The organism is Pelagibius sp., from assembly GCF_965249265.1.
Classification (GTDB): Bacteria; Pseudomonadota; Alphaproteobacteria; order Kiloniellales; family Kiloniellaceae; genus Pelagibius.
Genome location: NZ_OZ252224.1, coordinates 5406977 through 5421310, shown reverse-complemented (window position 1 = coordinate 5421310; position 14334 = coordinate 5406977). Strand labels below are relative to the sequence as shown.

Annotated in this window: 20 protein-coding genes and 1 tRNA gene; 4 read left to right on the top strand and 17 right to left on the bottom strand. The window is 65.0% G+C overall.

The features are described 5' to 3' along the window. Positions 1 to 2 precede the first annotated feature (2 nt). Positions 3 to 1214, top strand: a complete 1212-nt coding sequence (locus ACP146_RS25235; protein ID WP_422369518.1) for an argininosuccinate synthase — start codon at positions 3 to 5, stop codon at positions 1212 to 1214. A 116-nt stretch (positions 1215 to 1330) separates the two neighbouring features. On the opposite strand, the gene ACP146_RS25230 is transcribed toward ACP146_RS25235, so the two are convergent. The 3 genes from ACP146_RS25230 to ACP146_RS25220 all read right to left on the bottom strand — a co-directional run bounded on the left by ACP146_RS25230 (position 1331) and on the right by ACP146_RS25220 (position 2744). Continuing rightward, entirely contained in the window at positions 1331 to 1540 is a 210-nt protein-coding gene (locus ACP146_RS25230; RefSeq protein ID WP_422369517.1) for a hypothetical protein, read from the bottom strand. Between the two features lie 174 nt (positions 1541 to 1714). Then, complete coding sequence (locus ACP146_RS25225; RefSeq protein WP_422369516.1) at positions 1715 to 2032, bottom strand: AzlD family protein; 318 nt, start codon at positions 2030 to 2032, stop codon at positions 1715 to 1717. Next, positions 2022 to 2744 carry an AzlC family ABC transporter permease gene (locus ACP146_RS25220; protein ID WP_422369515.1) on the bottom strand — a complete coding sequence of 241 codons (723 nt, stop codon included), beginning with the start codon at positions 2742 to 2744 and terminating at the stop codon, positions 2022 to 2024. The genes ACP146_RS25225 and ACP146_RS25220 overlap by 11 nt, the downstream gene beginning before the upstream one ends. Before the next feature lie 249 nt (positions 2745 to 2993). On the opposite strand from ACP146_RS25220, the gene ACP146_RS25215 reads away from it, so the two are divergent. Beyond that, positions 2994 to 3572, top strand: coding sequence for a PAS domain-containing protein (locus ACP146_RS25215; RefSeq protein ID WP_422369514.1), 579 nt, complete (start codon positions 2994 to 2996; stop codon positions 3570 to 3572). Here ACP146_RS25215 and ACP146_RS25210 read toward each other — a convergent pair. The 3 genes from ACP146_RS25210 to ACP146_RS25200 all read right to left on the bottom strand — a co-directional run bounded on the left by ACP146_RS25210 (position 3569) and on the right by ACP146_RS25200 (position 6062). After that, a complete protein-coding gene (locus tag ACP146_RS25210; RefSeq protein WP_422369513.1) occupies positions 3569 to 4477 on the bottom strand; it encodes an AraC family transcriptional regulator in 909 nt (302 codons plus the stop codon). The two genes, ACP146_RS25215 and ACP146_RS25210, sit on opposite strands and share 4 nt — an antisense overlap. A gap of 101 nt (positions 4478 to 4578) precedes the next feature. Further along, positions 4579 to 5238 (bottom strand): alternative oxidase, encoded by a 660-nt coding sequence (locus ACP146_RS25205; protein WP_422369512.1) that lies wholly within the window; start codon positions 5236 to 5238, stop codon positions 4579 to 4581. 137 nt (positions 5239 to 5375) lie between these two features. Beyond that, complete coding sequence (locus tag ACP146_RS25200) at positions 5376 to 6062, bottom strand: NnrU family protein (RefSeq protein ID WP_422369511.1); 687 nt, start codon at positions 6060 to 6062, stop codon at positions 5376 to 5378. A 124-nt stretch (positions 6063 to 6186) separates the two neighbouring features. Between ACP146_RS25200 and ACP146_RS25195 the strand changes: the two genes are divergently transcribed. Continuing rightward, positions 6187 to 6552, top strand: a complete 366-nt coding sequence (locus ACP146_RS25195; protein ID WP_422369510.1) for a DUF3253 domain-containing protein — start codon at positions 6187 to 6189, stop codon at positions 6550 to 6552. 160 nt (positions 6553 to 6712) lie between these two features. On the opposite strand, the gene folD is transcribed toward ACP146_RS25195, so the two are convergent. The 3 genes from folD to ACP146_RS25180 all read right to left on the bottom strand — a co-directional run bounded on the left by folD (position 6713) and on the right by ACP146_RS25180 (position 8396). Further along, positions 6713 to 7633 (bottom strand): bifunctional methylenetetrahydrofolate dehydrogenase/methenyltetrahydrofolate cyclohydrolase FolD, encoded by a 921-nt coding sequence (gene folD, locus ACP146_RS25190; RefSeq protein WP_422369509.1) that lies wholly within the window; start codon positions 7631 to 7633, stop codon positions 6713 to 6715. A 129-nt stretch (positions 7634 to 7762) separates the two neighbouring features. Further along, complete coding sequence (locus ACP146_RS25185; protein WP_422369508.1) at positions 7763 to 8098, bottom strand: DUF167 domain-containing protein; 336 nt, start codon at positions 8096 to 8098, stop codon at positions 7763 to 7765. Continuing rightward, positions 8088 to 8396 (bottom strand): YggT family protein, encoded by a 309-nt coding sequence (locus tag ACP146_RS25180; RefSeq protein ID WP_422369507.1) that lies wholly within the window; start codon positions 8394 to 8396, stop codon positions 8088 to 8090. The genes ACP146_RS25185 and ACP146_RS25180 overlap by 11 nt, the downstream gene beginning before the upstream one ends. Before the next feature lie 250 nt (positions 8397 to 8646). Here ACP146_RS25180 and ACP146_RS25175 point away from each other — a divergent pair. After that, a tRNA-Ala gene (locus tag ACP146_RS25175) sits at positions 8647 to 8722 on the top strand. Between the two features lie 30 nt (positions 8723 to 8752). Here ACP146_RS25175 and ACP146_RS25170 read toward each other — a convergent pair. The 8 genes from ACP146_RS25170 to ACP146_RS25135 all read right to left on the bottom strand — a co-directional run bounded on the left by ACP146_RS25170 (position 8753) and on the right by ACP146_RS25135 (position 14331). Continuing rightward, the gene (locus ACP146_RS25170) at positions 8753 to 9049 is read right to left on the bottom strand and encodes a hypothetical protein (RefSeq protein ID WP_425032977.1); all 297 of its coding nucleotides are present in this window, start codon (positions 9047 to 9049) and stop codon (positions 8753 to 8755) included. After that, the gene (locus ACP146_RS25165) at positions 9046 to 9477 is read right to left on the bottom strand and encodes an ABC transporter permease subunit (protein ID WP_425032976.1); all 432 of its coding nucleotides are present in this window, start codon (positions 9475 to 9477) and stop codon (positions 9046 to 9048) included. The genes ACP146_RS25170 and ACP146_RS25165 overlap by 4 nt, the downstream gene beginning before the upstream one ends. Positions 9478 to 9480: 3 nt before the next feature. Next, positions 9481 to 10173: an ABC transporter permease gene (locus tag ACP146_RS25160; RefSeq protein WP_422369505.1), complete on the bottom strand. Its 693-nt coding sequence runs from the start codon at positions 10171 to 10173 to the stop codon at positions 9481 to 9483. Positions 10174 to 10292: 119 nt separating this feature from the next. Continuing rightward, entirely contained in the window at positions 10293 to 11072 is a 780-nt protein-coding gene (locus ACP146_RS25155) for an ABC transporter substrate-binding protein (RefSeq protein ID WP_422369504.1), read from the bottom strand. Between the two features lie 58 nt (positions 11073 to 11130). After that, entirely contained in the window at positions 11131 to 11913 is a 783-nt protein-coding gene (locus ACP146_RS25150; protein WP_422369699.1) for an ABC transporter ATP-binding protein, read from the bottom strand. Positions 11914 to 12095: 182 nt separating this feature from the next. Continuing rightward, the gene (gene ccmI / locus ACP146_RS25145; protein WP_422369503.1) at positions 12096 to 13268 is read right to left on the bottom strand and encodes a c-type cytochrome biogenesis protein CcmI; all 1173 of its coding nucleotides are present in this window, start codon (positions 13266 to 13268) and stop codon (positions 12096 to 12098) included. Then, positions 13265 to 13792, bottom strand: a complete 528-nt coding sequence (locus ACP146_RS25140) for a cytochrome c-type biogenesis protein (RefSeq protein WP_422369502.1) — start codon at positions 13790 to 13792, stop codon at positions 13265 to 13267. The genes ccmI and ACP146_RS25140 overlap by 4 nt, the downstream gene beginning before the upstream one ends. Then, positions 13789 to 14331 carry a DsbE family thiol:disulfide interchange protein gene (locus tag ACP146_RS25135; RefSeq protein WP_422369501.1) on the bottom strand — a complete coding sequence of 181 codons (543 nt, stop codon included), beginning with the start codon at positions 14329 to 14331 and terminating at the stop codon, positions 13789 to 13791. The genes ACP146_RS25140 and ACP146_RS25135 overlap by 4 nt, the downstream gene beginning before the upstream one ends. Between the last annotated feature and the right edge of the window lie 3 nt (positions 14332 to 14334).

Here is a 14334-nt window from a genome sequence, read left to right as displayed (position 1 = left end):
CCATGTCCGAGATCAAGAAAGTCGTGCTCGCCTACTCCGGCGGTCTCGACACCTCCGTCATCCTGAAGTGGCTGCAGACCACCTATAACTGTGAGGTGGTGACCTTCACCGCCGACCTGGGCCAGGGCGAAGAGCTGGAGCCGGCGCGCAAGAAGGCCGAGCTGCTCGGCATCAAGCCGGAGAACATCTTCATCGAGGACCTGCGCGAGGACTTCGTGCGCGATTACGTCTTTCCGATGTTCCGCGCCAATGCGGTCTACGAAGGGGTCTACCTGCTGGGCACCTCCATCGCCCGGCCGCTGATCGCCAAGCGCCAGATCGAAATCGCCGCCGAAACCGGGGCCGACGCGGTCTGTCACGGCGCCACCGGCAAGGGCAACGACCAGGTGCGCTTTGAGCTCGGCTACTATGCGCTCAACCCCGACATCCACGTCATTTCGCCCTGGCGCGAGTGGGACCTGACCAGCCGGACCCGGCTGATCGACTTCGCCGAACAGCACCAGATCCCCATCGCCAAGGACAAGCGCGGCGAGGCGCCCTTTTCGGTCGACGCCAACCTGCTGCACATCTCCGCCGAGGGCAAAGTGCTGGAAGACCCCTGGGATACACCGGAGGAGTACATCTATTCCCGCTCGGTCGCGCCGGAAGATGCACCGGACAAGCCGACGGTGATCACCATCGACTTCAAGCAGGGTGATCCCGTCGCCATCGACGGCGAGGCGCTCAGCCCCGCCGCCCTGCTGACCCGGCTCAACAAACTGGCCGGCGACAACGGCATCGGACGGCTGGACCTGGTGGAGAACCGCTTCGTCGGCATGAAAAGCCGCGGCGTCTACGAGACCCCCGGCGGCACCATCCTGCTGACCGCCCACCGGGCCATGGAGTCCATCACCCTGGACCGCGGCGCCGCCCATCTGAAGGACGAGCTGATGCCGCGCTATGCGGAGCTGCTCTACAACGGCTTCTGGTTCTCGCCGGAGCGCGAGATGCTGCAGGCGCTGATCGACAAGAGCCAGGAAAAGGTCAACGGCCAGGTGCGGCTGAAGCTCTACAAGGGCAACGTCATCGTCGAAGGCCGGCAGTCACCGGACTCGCTCTATTCCATGGAGCACGTCACCTTCGAGGAGGACTCGGTCTACGACCAGCGCGACGCCGCCGGCTTCATCAAGCTGAATGCCCTAAGGCTGCGCCTGCTGAAACGTCAGCAGGATTAGAGAATGTTTTTGATGTAGACGGTTCCGGCCCGCTCCCCCTCCCGGCCACCCAATGCGATTATCCTATGGGTGGCCGGGAGGGGGAGCGGGCCGGCGCCGCATAAAAGCGAAAACTATTAGCTTTCTGCTGGCGGCGGCGGAGGCGTGCCCTCGCCGAAGGAGGCTTCGCCGGTCGGATCGGTCTCGACCCGGTCGGCCATGATCTCGAAGGCCTGGGCGTTGTTGTCCATATGCTCCTTCAGGGGCGCATTCTGCTCTCCCACAGAGCGGAAGAAGCCGGCCGCGTCGCGCAGAAGGCGCGCAGCAATTTCAGCATTGGTTGCCATGGTTGCCCCCAAATCAAGTTAGATGGCGATGGAATGGAAAGGGTTAGAGGCCGGACCCTAACATGGCGGGCCAGCGCTGTCCCTCGCTTCTTCCGCGACCTCGCAGCGTTTTAGACTTGCGTCGATGCGGTTCCAGCCCGCTCCCCCTCCCGGCGCCGTAAAAGCGCGAAAGCGCTAACCCAACAGCATCCTGAGGCCGACCACAGCCAGGCAGCCCCCTGCCACCGTCGGCAGCAGCGGCAGGCGCTGGGCCAGCAACACCGTCAGCAAGGCTGCACCGCTTTCCGCTGCGCCGGTGGCAAAGGCCATGGGGGCGATGATCGCCGTCAGGACGGCGCCCGGCACCGCCTCCAGTGCGCCGGCCAGGCGGCCGCTCACCGTCGTGCGCCGCACCAGCCAGTAACCGAAGACCCGCGTCGCATAGGTCGCGGCGGCCATGGCCGCGATGGCGGCGAAAACCAGCGGGTCGATCTGCAGGATGTCAGGCCCCATCGGTTTCACCCTCCGCGACGGTCAGCGGCTGCAGCGCCCCGACGGCGGCCCCGGCCAGACCGCCGAGCGCGATGTACCAGACCCCGGGCAGCAGCAGATGGCCGGCCACGGCGGCCAGGGCCGCAGCGCCCCAGGGCAGGAAGCTGCGCTTGCCTTTCCAGAGCCCGGTCAGCAGGGTCAGGAAGACCGCGGTGAAGGCGAAATCGAGGCCGTAGCGCGCCGGGTCCTGCAGGAAGCCGCCGAAGACGGCGCCCAGGGTGGTGCAGGCGATCCAGCCGACGTAAAGCGGCAGACAGAGACCGAAGTAATAGCCCGGGGTCAGCGGCGCCGTCGCGCTGCGCTGCAGGGCAAAGGCCCAGTTCTCGTCGGCCATGAAGAACAAGCCGCCATAGGCCTGGCCGCGCGACCAGCCCCTCATGAAGGGCGCGATGGCCGCCCCCATCAGCACATGGCGCAGATTGACCATCAGGGCGGTGGCCCCCAGGAGAAGGATGGCCGGCGGCGAAGTCCAGATTTCCACGGCAACGAACTGCGAGGCGCCGGCAAAGACCATGGCGCTCATCAAGGCCGTCTCCAGGGGTGAAAGGCCCTTCTGTGCCGCCAGGGTGCCGAACAGCAGTCCGTAGACGATGACAGCCACCAGCAGAGGGGTGATCCTGACCACCCCGTCGTTGAACTCGCTGTTCGGCCGGACTGTAGAAACCTTGCTCAAGAAAGCGCTCTCGTATTGAGATTGGAACCGGACCCAAATTCTGCCCGGGCCCAAATTCTGCCCGGGCCGGAATCTGCAGGGGCGCGGCGCCCGGCGTCTTGCATGAAATTGCTCACCACCCCAAGGGTTGGCTTTAGCGCCGACCTGCAGCGGTAGGACTGTCTTAAGGGCCCGGAACCTATGTTACCGACCTGATGCCTTTTTCAATCGGCGCTTGATTTCTACCATCAAAATCTAGTTATATTGTTTATGAAGCCGCCGACAGCACTGGCAACCGCGGAGCGTATCGTCAGCTATCTGGAAGGCCCCGGTCACCGGGGCGATCCCGCGGCCCATCTCGACATCCAGGTCAACGGCGCCCAGCTTTTGTGCGACCCTGGCGAGGCAGACCTGCCGACCGAGATGCAGCGGGCCGCCCTGCGGTACTGGCAAGGCCTGCCAAGGGTCGGCGGCATCCCCGATCAACTGAAGGTGGACCCGGAAGCCCTGCGCCCGGCGCTCGGCTATCTGATGCTTGTCGACCGGCTCGAAGGGTCCTGCGAGTTCCGCTATGCGCTTTACGGCAGCAAGATCGCCGCGGTCTCCGGTTTCGACATGACCGGACAGACCGTCTCGGACATCGCGACCCTGGATGAGATTCGGATCTTTTTTGCCGCCTGCTATCAGGCCGTCATCGCGCTGCGGCAACCACTCTTCACGGTGCACGAAGCGCCGCGGTCAATTACCGTCAGCCATTGGCACCGCCTTATTCTGCCTCTGGGGCAGCAAGGCGAGGTCCGGCGGTTTCTGGTCTGCAACGTGCCGATCCACGAAGGCCAGATCGTTTAGGATAGCGGCCGTTCGGCGGAGAGTGGCTCGAACCCGCCTGCGGGTCCCGGCAGGCCGCGGCGGTACTGACCCGGGGTCAGCCCCGTCCAGCCCTTGAGGGCCCGGGTGAAGTGGCTCTGATCGTAAAAGCCGCAATTGATGGCGATCTCGCTCAGAGGCGCCGGCCCGGCGAGCTGTGCCTTGGCCGCGGCCACCCGCCGCCCGGTGAGGTAGGTGTGCGGGGTGATCCCCAGTTCACGGCGAAACCGGCGCAGCAGATGAAAGCGGCTGAACCCGGCCTCCCGTGCCAGATCTTCAAGGGTCAGGTCTTGCATGTAGCAGTCGTCCAGCAGGCGCCGCACGCGGCCCACCGCCTGGCTTTCCCGCCCCAGACGGCGCCCCCCGGCGTCGGTACAGCTATGGCGCGCCACCATGACGGTCATCGCCTCGGTAAAGGCTTCATCCACCGCAAGGCGGGGCGCGCCGTACTCCAGCAGGGCATGGAGCTGAATGAAGCTGGCGGCCAGTTCAGGATCGTCGATCACCGGATCGCGAAAGGCGGTGAAGCCGGTATGGCGCTCGCCCAAATCGGCGGCGATCTGCTGAACCAAGGCAACCGAGGGATAGAACATGCGGTAGGCGTAGGTATCGCCCTCGGGTTCGCCATCGTGCAGTTCGTCGGGGTTCACCGCGACCAGGCTGCCCGCCGGGGCGATGTGGCGGGTTCCCCGGTAGCGGAAGGCCTCCGCGCCGGAAAGGATCACCCCCACGGCGAAGGTGTCATGGGTATGCGGGGCGTAGCTGTGGCGGTAAAACCGCGCTTTCAGACACTCGAGATCGTCATAGCGCTGTTCGCGCCAGAAACAGACCTGATCCTGGGGGCGTCCGCCCGAGCGGGCGTAAGCGGTTTGCTGATCGATACCCATCCCGGCACTTATAGCAAACCCGGGCCCGGCGCGCAGGCGGCCTGCGAAGCCCTTGTAAAAAATTGCTCTTAAGACTGCTCTGCGGGCCCGAAGCCACGGCCTCAGGCGGCATCGCTCAGCCGTGGCTGCGGCTTCGCCGGAGCCGAACCCGCGAGTTCGTCGGCAAAATCGTGGTTCACGTCGCGGTGCCCCGCTTCGTCGGCGCGCACCGCCTCCACCACCGCCCGCAGGTCGGCATCCGCCGGCAGATCCCAGTAATCGATGGCGATCTGCGGCGCCGGACCGTTGGGCAGGCGCCCGGCATCGATTTCCGCCAGGTAGCGGGTGTAGGACACCACCGCCTCTTCCTCCAGATAGCCGACGACGCGGTGGGCGGTCTTCGGCGAGATCAGGTAGAGCAGGAAATAGGCGTTATAGAACAGGCCCTGGGCAACGAAGATCATCAGCCGCTCGAGCCGCGAGGGCCGGGCGACATGGATGAAGGTCATCAGGTGCATGCGCTCGTTCTCCGCCTCGTCCAGCAGGGTCCGGATCCAGCCGTGATCGTCTTCGATCCGGCGCAGGGCGCGCAGGTGCTGCAGGGCGCCGCCGACCATACCGGGAACGGCGGCCACGGTTTCCAGCATCACCGCGCGATGGCCGTAGCGCTTGCGGAAAAACAGGTCCATCAGACGGCGCAGCAGCTTTACCGTCAAAAGCGCGAAACGATCCGAGAAGCCGCGGGGATCATGGTGTATCCGAAGATCGCATTGGTCGGCCATGGCAGGACTCCCATAAAAGAGGAACGGGCAGACTGCACTCCCTGTCCTCCAGACGTGGTGAGAATCCGGGCCCTGCCAAGGGCGGCATTCCGCCGCAGCGGCGCCGGCCAGCCGTCAACGGCCCTAAGGCAAGGGGTCTAAGGCAGGGGCGAAACGCCAAAGGCGTAGATGTGGATGTGCATCAGGCCCAGATACAGCACCAGACCCAGCAGCGGACGCCACCAGCCGATGCCGTGCCAATCGACCTTGGTCCGCCCGGCGAGCACGGCCCCGAAAGGCAGCCGGCTGGTGGTCAGCTTCATCGGGCCCCAGGCGGCCCCCAGGGCGGCTTCGCGCCGGCTGTCGATATGGACCATCCCGGCGAAACTCAGCACCGCGATGCCGCCCATCAGAACAAGCGAGGGCAGATCGCCGTTGACCAGAAGGTGGGAGACCGCCCAGAGGCCGGTGCCCCAAAGCATGGGGTGGCGGGTGATCGAAAAAATACCGACGGCGGGCGCGCCGGTGCCGTCGGCCAGCAGACGCTCGCCCCCGACCATGGTCGGGTTGGGCGTGGTCAGGCTGGCGACGATCAGAATGGCGGCAAAGGGCATCACGATTACCGGCAGCCAGTAGAGGCCTATCGGGGTCACCCAAAGCGCGGCATAGGGGGCCGCACCGTAGGCGAAGAGCATCCAGGTGAAGGAGCCCAGCATGACCAGTGAATAGAGCCCGCGAAACATGTTGTCGCCAAGACGGGCGATCAGGGCCCCGCGCAGCGCGGCACTGGACAACAGGAAATGCCCCCCGACAAAGAGGGCCGTGGCGGCGATCAGCGCGTTCATGGTCCCAAGCATCGCTGGAATATGGGGGAGACGAAGGGCATCGTCCAGACCAAGAGGCGCAAATCCGGCCGCCTGTGCTGCAAAAGCGCGGGACCTTGCCGAAACGCCGTGCTAAGCAGCGCCGATGAACAGCAAAGCAGAACCGCAAAGCAGCGCGGAAACGCCAGCGGAGAACCCCGTCGAATCGGCGCCCCTGGACCCCGTCGCGCGCCTGATTCTCGACCTCCTGGCCGCCGGCGGGCCGGACCACAGCCTGAGCCCCGACCAGGTCGCCAAGGCCTTCGCCGAATCCCGCCGCAAGAAAAGCGATCCGCCGGATGTCTGGCGCAGATATCTGAATGCGGTGCGCCAGCAGGCGCTCTTCCTGGCACGCTCCGGGCGCATCGTGATCCTGCGCCGCGGTCAGCCGCAGGACCCTCAGGCCCCCATCAAGGGCCTGATCCGCCTCGCCCTTCCCGGCGACGACCCAAAGTCTGAAGAAACACCTTAATCCGTCACCCTCGGGCTTGTCCCGAGGGCCCATCCCGTCGCGTCTCGGGTCTTGCGAGGAAAGGGTCCGAATTGATCGGACCATGGATACTCGGGACAAGCCCGAGTATGACGATGATGCACGGGACAGGCTGGCCAGCCTGACCTATGTCGGATCAGACCTAGCCAGCGTTCAGGTCAGGCGCCGCCAGGCCTTTCTGGCGGCAGGCGGCGGTGACGGTGTTGGCCAGCAGTACCGCGATGGTCATGGGGCCGACGCCGCCGGGCACCGGCGTTATGGCGTCGGCCACGGCCGCGGCCTCGTCGAAGGCGACATCGCCGACGAGGCGTGTTTTCCCGCCCTCAGCCTCGATGCGGTTGATGCCGACGTCGATCACCGTGGCGCCGGGCTTCACCCAGTCGCCCTTGATCATCTCCGGCCGGCCGACCGCCGCCACCAGGATATCGGCGCCGCGGCAAACCGCCGGCAGATCCCTGGTGCGGCTGTGGGCGATGGTGACGGTGCAGCTTTCCGCCAGCAGCAACTGACCCATGGGCTTGCCGACGATGTTGGAGCGCCCGACCACCACGGCATTGAGGCCGCTGAGATCGCCCAGCCGGTCCTTCAGCAGCATCAGGCAACCGAGCGGCGTACAGGGCACCATCGGGGCCTCGGCCCCCGACCCGCCGGTCATCAGGCGGCCGGCATTGATCACGTGAAAGCCGTCGACGTCCTTGTCCGGGTCGATGGCGGCAATCACCGTCTGGGTATCGATCTGGCCGGGCAGCGGCAGTTGCACCAGAATGCCGTGAACCGCCGGGTCGGCGTTCAGTTCCGCCACCTTGGCCAGCAGTTCCTCCTGGCTGGCGGTGTCCGGCAGGCGATGCTCGAAGGAGTTCATCCCCGCTTCCAGCGTCTGCTTGCCCTTTGAGCGGACGTAGACCTGGCTGGCCGGGTCTTCACCCACCAGCACCACGGCCAGGCCCGGCGTCAGGCCGTGATCGCGCTTCAGGGATTCCACAGCGGCCGCGACCCGGCCGCGCAGGCCCTGGGCGAAGGCCTTGCCGTCGATGCGGGCGGCGGAAAGCGTTGTGTCACTCAAGGCTGGCACTCCCTCTACTGAAGCCGGCAACTGAACATCCCGGCGGACAGTTGACCCGAGCCTGACGTTCTAGACCTGTCGGAATCCGCCGTCCAGAGCCACAGAACCGACGTCACTGGTGACAGGTCTTCAGGCCTTGGGCAGCGCCGACAGCCAAGCCTCGAGCCGGGGCCGCAGCGCCGCGGCGTCGCCGGAAACCAGCAGCGTCTTGCGCCGCGCCGTCTGTCCGGCGACGAGGCTGAGCGAAGACTTCGGCAGCTTCCAGGTTTTGGCCAGCAGTTTGATCAGCGCCGCGTTGGCCTTGCCGCCCTCCGGCGCCGCCGTGACCCGGACCTTCAGCACCACGGCGCCGTCATCCAGGGCCGTCGACCCGTCTACCCGGTCCCGGCTGGCGCCGGGCTGCAGACGCAACTTGACCAGCAGACCCCCGGCGGCGGCTCGGAAGGGCGTGGAGTCAGAGACCACCTGCGTTGATGCTGTACTGGATATTGGCGAGCACATCGCTCGCGAAATAAATCGCCAGGATCAGAATGATCGGCGAGATGTCGATGCCGCCCAGGTTCGGCATGAAGCGGCGAATCGGCCGCAAGGCCGGCTCGGTGATGCGCCAGAGGAACTCCCCGACCATGCTGATGAACTGGTTGCGGGTGTTGATCACGCCGAAGTGGACCAGCCAGCTCATGATGGCTGAGATGATGATGGCCCAGAGATAGAGGTTCAGCGCGATCTGGATGATATTGAAGATGGGATTCAGAATGATCATTGGCCGCTGTTTGCAACCTCTTACAGCATGATGGAAAGGCTTCGGTAAGCAGTGAGCGATACCCTATCGCCGGGTTTGGCCAGAAACAAGGCGTTGCGAAACCAGCTAATCCGCCATCAAGGCTTCGCTTGACAGAAAAGGGCCTTATCCACATTATCCGCCCGCCTGCGGGAGTTTTCGGGCCTTTTCCCGGTTGCCCCAGGCGGATCCCATGCCACCCCGCCCCGGCGGCCCGTGGCGCCCAGGGTGAGGGGCTGTAGCTCAGATGGGAGAGCGTCGCGTTCGCAATGCGAAGGTCAGGGGTTCGATTCCCCTCAGCTCCACCAACCCCTCCGCTTCCAATTCGCCAAAAGACTTCAGGCTGGCTGGGTTTGTTTCTTGCCCGTGGTCTGCTCGCGCGGGCGCAGATGGGCGAACCAGCGGTTCTCCAACAGCTTGAACCCGCCGACGATCAGGAAGGTGAAACAGAGATAGATGGCCGCCACCGAGAGGAAGGCCTCGTAGGGCGCGAGATAGCGCGAATTGATGATGCGGGCGGCGCCCAGCAGATCGACGATGGTGATGACGCTGGCAAGGACGGAGCCATGCAGCATGAAGATCACCTCGTTGGAGTAGGCCGGCAGCGCGCGGCGGAAGGCGCTGGGCAGGATCACCCGGCATAGGTCTGACTCTTGGACATGCCGCAGGCGCGCGCGGCCTCGACTTCGCCATAGGGTGTCCCCTCGATGGCGCCGCGAATGATCTCCGTCGTATAGGCGGCGGTATTCAGGGTGAAGGCCAGCAGCGCATACCAGTAGGCATCGCGCAGGAAGGTCCAGTCCTGGCTGAGTTCGATGACGAATTGCAGTTGCCCCAGGCCGTAGTAGATCATGAAGATCTGCACCAGCAGCGGGGTGCCGCGGAAGAAATAGGTGAAGGCCCAAACGGGACCGTTGACCAGCGGATTGCGGGAGGTCCGCAGGATGGCCAGGGGCACGGCGATCAACAAACCGATCGCCAGGGCGGAGACAACCAGTTTGGTGGTGTTGACCAGCCCTTCCAGGAACAGGGGGTAGTTTTCGAAGATCGGCGAAAAATCCACGACTCAAGCCCTCCTGACGCCGGCGCTGTAGTGTTTTTCCGCGAGACGCAGGCCCAGGATCGACACCGTCGTGAAGATCAGGAAGATGACGGCGACCACCAGGTAATAGACAAAGGGTTCGCGCGTCGCCCCACCGGACTGCCCGGCCCGGAACACCATTTCGTTCAGCCCGATGATGGCGACCAGCGCGGTCGTCTTCATCAGCACCAGCCAGTTGTTGCCGATACCCGGCAGCGCGTGACGCATCATCTGCGGGATGAGGATGCGAAAGAAGACCTGCCGCTTCGACATGCCGTAGGCGTAGCCGGCCTCAAGCAGGCCCACCGGCACGGAGAGGATGGCGCCGCGGAAGGTTTCCCCCATGTAGGCACCGAAGATGAAACCGATGGTCAGCGTGCCGGCGATAAAGGCGTTGACGTCGATGTAGTCTTCATAGCCGAACCACTCATAGGCGATGTGGTTCACCAGCAGTTGCCCGCCGAAGAAAATCAGCAGCATCAGAACGAGATCGGGCACGCCCCGGATCACGGTCGTATAGACCGTGGCCACCGCCCGCGCCAGCCGCGAGCGGGAGAGCTTCGCGGTTGCGGTCAAAAGCCCCAGGACCAGAGCGACCACGGCCGAAACCAGCGACACCGCGACGGTGATCACGGCACCGTCGAGAATAAACGGCAGGCGTTCGAAAAGCTCGTCCATGGGCGCCCTGTTGCTGGTTAGAGGCGGTTTTCCCTCGACCGGGAAACAGCGGTAAAAAGCGAAAAGCGCCACTGCCGAAGGCGACAGTGGCGCTTTCCCGTCAGAAGGTCATGACGGCCTTAGCTGCCATAGACATTGAAGTTGAAGTACTTGTCCTGAATCGACTTGTAGACGCCGTTGGCGCGGATCGCGTCGATGGCGGCATTGAACATCTCGGCCAGCTCGTCCTCACCCTTGCGGATCGCGATACCGGCACCGTCGCCGAAGTACTTCGGATCGGTGAAGTCCGGCCCGACGAACTCGTAGTCCTTGCCGCTTTCGGTCTTCAGGAAGCCGTCTTCCAGGGCCACCGAGTCCGCCAGCAGGAGATCGACGCGGCCGGCGGCGATATCCAGATACGCCTCGTCCTGGGTGCCGTAGCGCTTCACCTCGACGGCATCGCCATAGACTTCCGTGACGAAGTTGTCGTGGATGGTTGCGCGCTGAACGCCGACGGTCTTGCCTTTCAAACCGTCCTTGGTGATCTCGATGCCGGAGCCCTTCTTGCGCACGAACTTGGCCGGGGTCTGATAGTACTTGTTGGTGAAGTCGACCTTTTTCTTGCGCTCTTCGGTGATCGACATGGAGGCGATGATGGCATCGTACTTGCGCGCCTGCAGCGCCGGGATGATGCCGTCCCAATCCTGGGTCACCAATTCGCATTCCACCTTCATCTGATCGCAGAGCGCGTTGGCCATGTCGATGTCAAAGCCGACCAGCTTGCCGTCGGAGGTGACCGAGGAGAACGGCGGGTAGGCGCCCTCGACCCCGATGCGGACCTTCTTCCAATCCTTGGCGTCGGCCTGCGCGGCGCCCAAGGCGATCGCGGCCACGAAAACCGCAGAGATGAACTTTTTCACAACTTGCCTCCATTGAACTTTCTTTGTTTGCACTGCTTGTGATGAGCGAAAGAACCCGTCATTTCAGGGTTCCTTCGAGAAACTGACGAAACCGCTCCGACCGGGGATTGTTGAAAACCTCCAGCGGCGGCCCGGCCTCTTCGATGCGGCCTTCATGCAGAAAGATGGTCTCGGTCGAGACCTCCTTGGCGAAACCCATCTCGTGGGTCACCACGATCATGGTGCGACCTTCTTCGGCCAGGCTGCGCATGACCCGCAGCACCTCGCCCACCAGTTCGGGATCGAGCGCCGAGGTCGGCTCGTCGAACAGCATCACCGAGGGGTCCATAGCGAGCGCCCGGGCGATGGCGACACGCTGCTGCTGGCCACCGGAGAGATGCGCCGGGTAGTAATCCTTGCGCTCGTAGAGACCGACCCGCTGGAGAATCTCTTCGCCATAGGCGATCGCTTCGGCCTTGGGGCGCTTCAGCACCTGGATCGGCGCCTCGACGACGTTCTCCAGCACCGTCATGTGGGACCAGAGATTGAAGCTCTGGAACACCATGGCGAGGCGCGAACGGATGCGCCGGAGCTGTTCCTTGTCCTCCGCGACCAGCCCCTCACCCTGCTTGCCCGGCACCAGACGCAGGGTCTCGCCGCCGACTGCAATATGGCCGGAATTGGGATGCTCAAGCATGTTCACGCAACGCAGAAACGTGCTCTTGCCGGAGCCGCTCGACCCCAGCATCGCGATTACATCGCCTTCCTTGGCGGTAAGCGATACCCCCTTCAGAACCTCAAGATCGCCGAACGACTTGTGAATGTCCTCGGCTACCAAGGCCGCCGGTGAGGCGGCGGGCATGCTCCCCGTCTGCGCCAAAGCCACCTTGTTCATGCTCCCTGTCTGCTGCGTCTCTTTTATGACGCTTTACACTCGACGGTACGGCAGGCGGGTGGGGGATGCCAAGCAAAACCTTCCCGGCCCAAGCGGATACAGCCGCTGCCCGATACAACCTGGAATGAGTCCTGCAACCCTTTGAAACTTTAGGGAATCGCAGCCCGCAGGGCTTCCAGGCGCTGCTGAAGACCGGCCCGCTCCGGCGCCTCGGCGGGCAGCGCCTCGATCAGCGGTTCGGCACGGGCGAGCGCCTTTCCGGCGGCCTCGCCGTCACCCAGAACCGCGTAGGACCGCGCCAGACGCAACCAACCGTCGGGATTGTCGGGCTGCTCTTCCAGGCGGGCCGCCAGCCCTTCGACCATGGAACGGACAAAGTCCGCCCGCTCCTCCGGGGTGAGCGCCTCCATGGCCTCGATATCGGCGGCGCTGGGTCCGCGCGGGGGCGCAGTGGCGGAATCACCGCCCGGCGCCGGCTGCCCCAGGCTTTGCATGGCATTGGCGATCTGCTGCTCGACCACGGCGCGCCAGGGCGCATCGGGCGGGGCATCGGCCACCAGGCTGCGCCAGACACTGAGCGCGTCGTCGAGACGATCATCCTGCGCCATGGCCAGTCCGGCATAGAAGCGCGCCCGCGGATTGGCGGGATCGGCCTCGATCGCCGCGGCAAAGGCGAGCCGGGCATCGCGGGTGACCTGGCCGTCGGCAGCCGCCACCAGCACCTCGCCCAGGGAGGCCTGCACCTCGGCGCCGCCACGCCCCAGCGCGATGATCCGCCGATAGGCCTCCGCCGCACCCTCGTAGCGGCCGCTGCGCTCGTAGACGCGGGCCAGAACCAACCAGCCCTCGGCGTCCTCCGGATTGCCCGCCAGACGCTGCTCCAACTGGGCGACCAGCATCTCGGCCTCTCTGCCGCTGCCGTCCTGGCGCTCGGCGAAGCTGAGTCCCGGCAACCCAGGGCTGCCGTAATAGAGGTAGATCCCCATGCCGGCAAAGGGCAGCAGCAGCACCACCAGGGCGACCGCCAGCCAGCGGCCGGCGCTGCCTGCGCCCGGCGCCTGTTGGGCCGCCGTTTCCTGCGGTGACGATTCGGCATCTGAAAGCAGCAGCCGGCGCTCGATCTCGCGCCGCGCAGCTTCTACCTCACTGTCCTTCAGCAGGCCGCGGCGGCGGTCTTCCTGAAGCTCGCGCAATTGGTCGCGGTAAACCGTCTGGTCGTAGGCTGCGCGCGCAACCGCGGGATCGCTGCGCCGCATCAGGGGGGTCAGAAGGATCGCGACGACGCCCGCCGTCAGCGCCCCGGCCAGGAGCCAGAAAATCATGACCGGCCTGCTTCCCCGTCACCGCGCGGAGCCCCCTGATGCGGCGCAGCGCCTTCGCTGTCTTCGAGCAGGCGGGAGAGACGCTTTTCCTCCTCCGCGCTCAGCGCCGCCGGAGTCAGGGATGCAGGGGTCTGGCGGCGAAAGAAGAAGAACACGCCGATCAGACCGAGCAGCAGCACGATGGCGGGACCGAACCACAGCAGATAGGTGGACGACTTCATCGGCGGGCGCAGCAGCACGAAGTCGCCGTAGCGCGCCACCAGATAGTCCAGCACCTGCGCGTCACTGTCGCCGGCGGTCAGGCGTTCGCGCACCAGCAGGCGAAGCTCCTTCGCGATCTCGGCGTTGGAGGAGTCGATGGACTCGTTCTGACAGACCACGCAGCGGATTTCCTGGGAGAGATCGCGCGCGCGCTGTTCCAGAACCCTGTCGGCCAGAACCTCGTCCGGCTCCAGCGCCGCCGCAGGCAGGGCCAGAACAGGGAATGCAAGCAGGACCAGCAGCAGGAATCCGAGACGTTTCATTGGCGGAGCGCGCGCAGCATGGGTTCGACCTCCTGCTCGATCAGCTCGGCAAGCAGCGGCCCGCGATGGTGATAGCGGATGCGTCCTTCACCATCCAGGATGAAAGTCTCCGGCACGCCGGAGACGCCCCACTCCACCGCGCCGCGCCCGCTGTCGGCGCCGATCCGGCTGTAAGGATTGCCCAACTCCTCCAGCCAGGCGGCGGCATCTTCCGGCTTGTCGCGGTGATTGATACCGTAGAGCGGCACCCCGGTTTCCTCGGCCAGTTCAGTCAGGAAGGGATGCTCCGCCCGGCAGGGCACGCACCAGGAGGCAAAGAAATTCACCATCACCACCTCGCCCTGCCCCAGATCGGCGGAGGCGAAACCGGGCTGCTCAAGCCCGGGGACCGGCGGCAGATCGAAGTTGGGGGTCGGGTTGTCGATCATCCCCGAGGGCAGAGCCTGGGGGTCCCGATCGGGCGACAGGCCCCAGAGGAAGTAGCCGGCTACCACCACGAAGAGCAGAACCGGCAGAAGAAAGAGAAGGCGCTGGGTCATCCT

What these genes read in the sequence shown, in the direction of transcription:
- ACP146_RS25205 (WP_422369512.1), bottom strand. Translation starts at nt 5,238, where the DNA reads ATGGCCGACCAATGCGATCTTCGGATACACCATGATCCCCGCGGCTTC.
- ACP146_RS25235 (WP_422369518.1), top strand. Translation starts at nt 3, where the DNA reads ATGTCCGAGATCAAGAAAGTCGTGCTCGCCTACTCCGGCGGTCTCGAC.
- ACP146_RS25215 (WP_422369514.1), top strand. Translation starts at nt 2,994, where the DNA reads ATGAAGCCGCCGACAGCACTGGCAACCGCGGAGCGTATCGTCAGCTAT.
- ACP146_RS25160 (WP_422369505.1), bottom strand. Translation starts at nt 10,173, where the DNA reads ATGGACGAGCTTTTCGAACGCCTGCCGTTTATTCTCGACGGTGCCGTG.
- ACP146_RS25195 (WP_422369510.1), top strand. Translation starts at nt 6,187, where the DNA reads ATGAACAGCAAAGCAGAACCGCAAAGCAGCGCGGAAACGCCAGCGGAG.
- ACP146_RS25210 (WP_422369513.1), bottom strand. Translation starts at nt 4,477, where the DNA reads ATGGGTATCGATCAGCAAACCGCTTACGCCCGCTCGGGCGGACGCCCC.
- ACP146_RS25135 (WP_422369501.1), bottom strand. Translation starts at nt 14,331, where the DNA reads ATGACCCAGCGCCTTCTCTTTCTTCTGCCGGTTCTGCTCTTCGTGGTG.
- ACP146_RS25140 (WP_422369502.1), bottom strand. Translation starts at nt 13,792, where the DNA reads ATGAAACGTCTCGGATTCCTGCTGCTGGTCCTGCTTGCATTCCCTGTT.
- ACP146_RS25150 (WP_422369699.1), bottom strand. Translation starts at nt 11,913, where the DNA reads ATGCCCGCCGCCTCACCGGCGGCCTTGGTAGCCGAGGACATTCACAAG.
- ccmI (WP_422369503.1), bottom strand. Translation starts at nt 13,268, where the DNA reads ATGATTTTCTGGCTCCTGGCCGGGGCGCTGACGGCGGGCGTCGTCGCG.
- ACP146_RS25230 (WP_422369517.1), bottom strand. Translation starts at nt 1,540, where the DNA reads ATGGCAACCAATGCTGAAATTGCTGCGCGCCTTCTGCGCGACGCGGCC.
- ACP146_RS25225 (WP_422369516.1), bottom strand. Translation starts at nt 2,032, where the DNA reads ATGGGGCCTGACATCCTGCAGATCGACCCGCTGGTTTTCGCCGCCATC.
- ACP146_RS25200 (WP_422369511.1), bottom strand. Translation starts at nt 6,062, where the DNA reads ATGAACGCGCTGATCGCCGCCACGGCCCTCTTTGTCGGGGGGCATTTC.
- ACP146_RS25180 (WP_422369507.1), bottom strand. Translation starts at nt 8,396, where the DNA reads ATGATCATTCTGAATCCCATCTTCAATATCATCCAGATCGCGCTGAAC.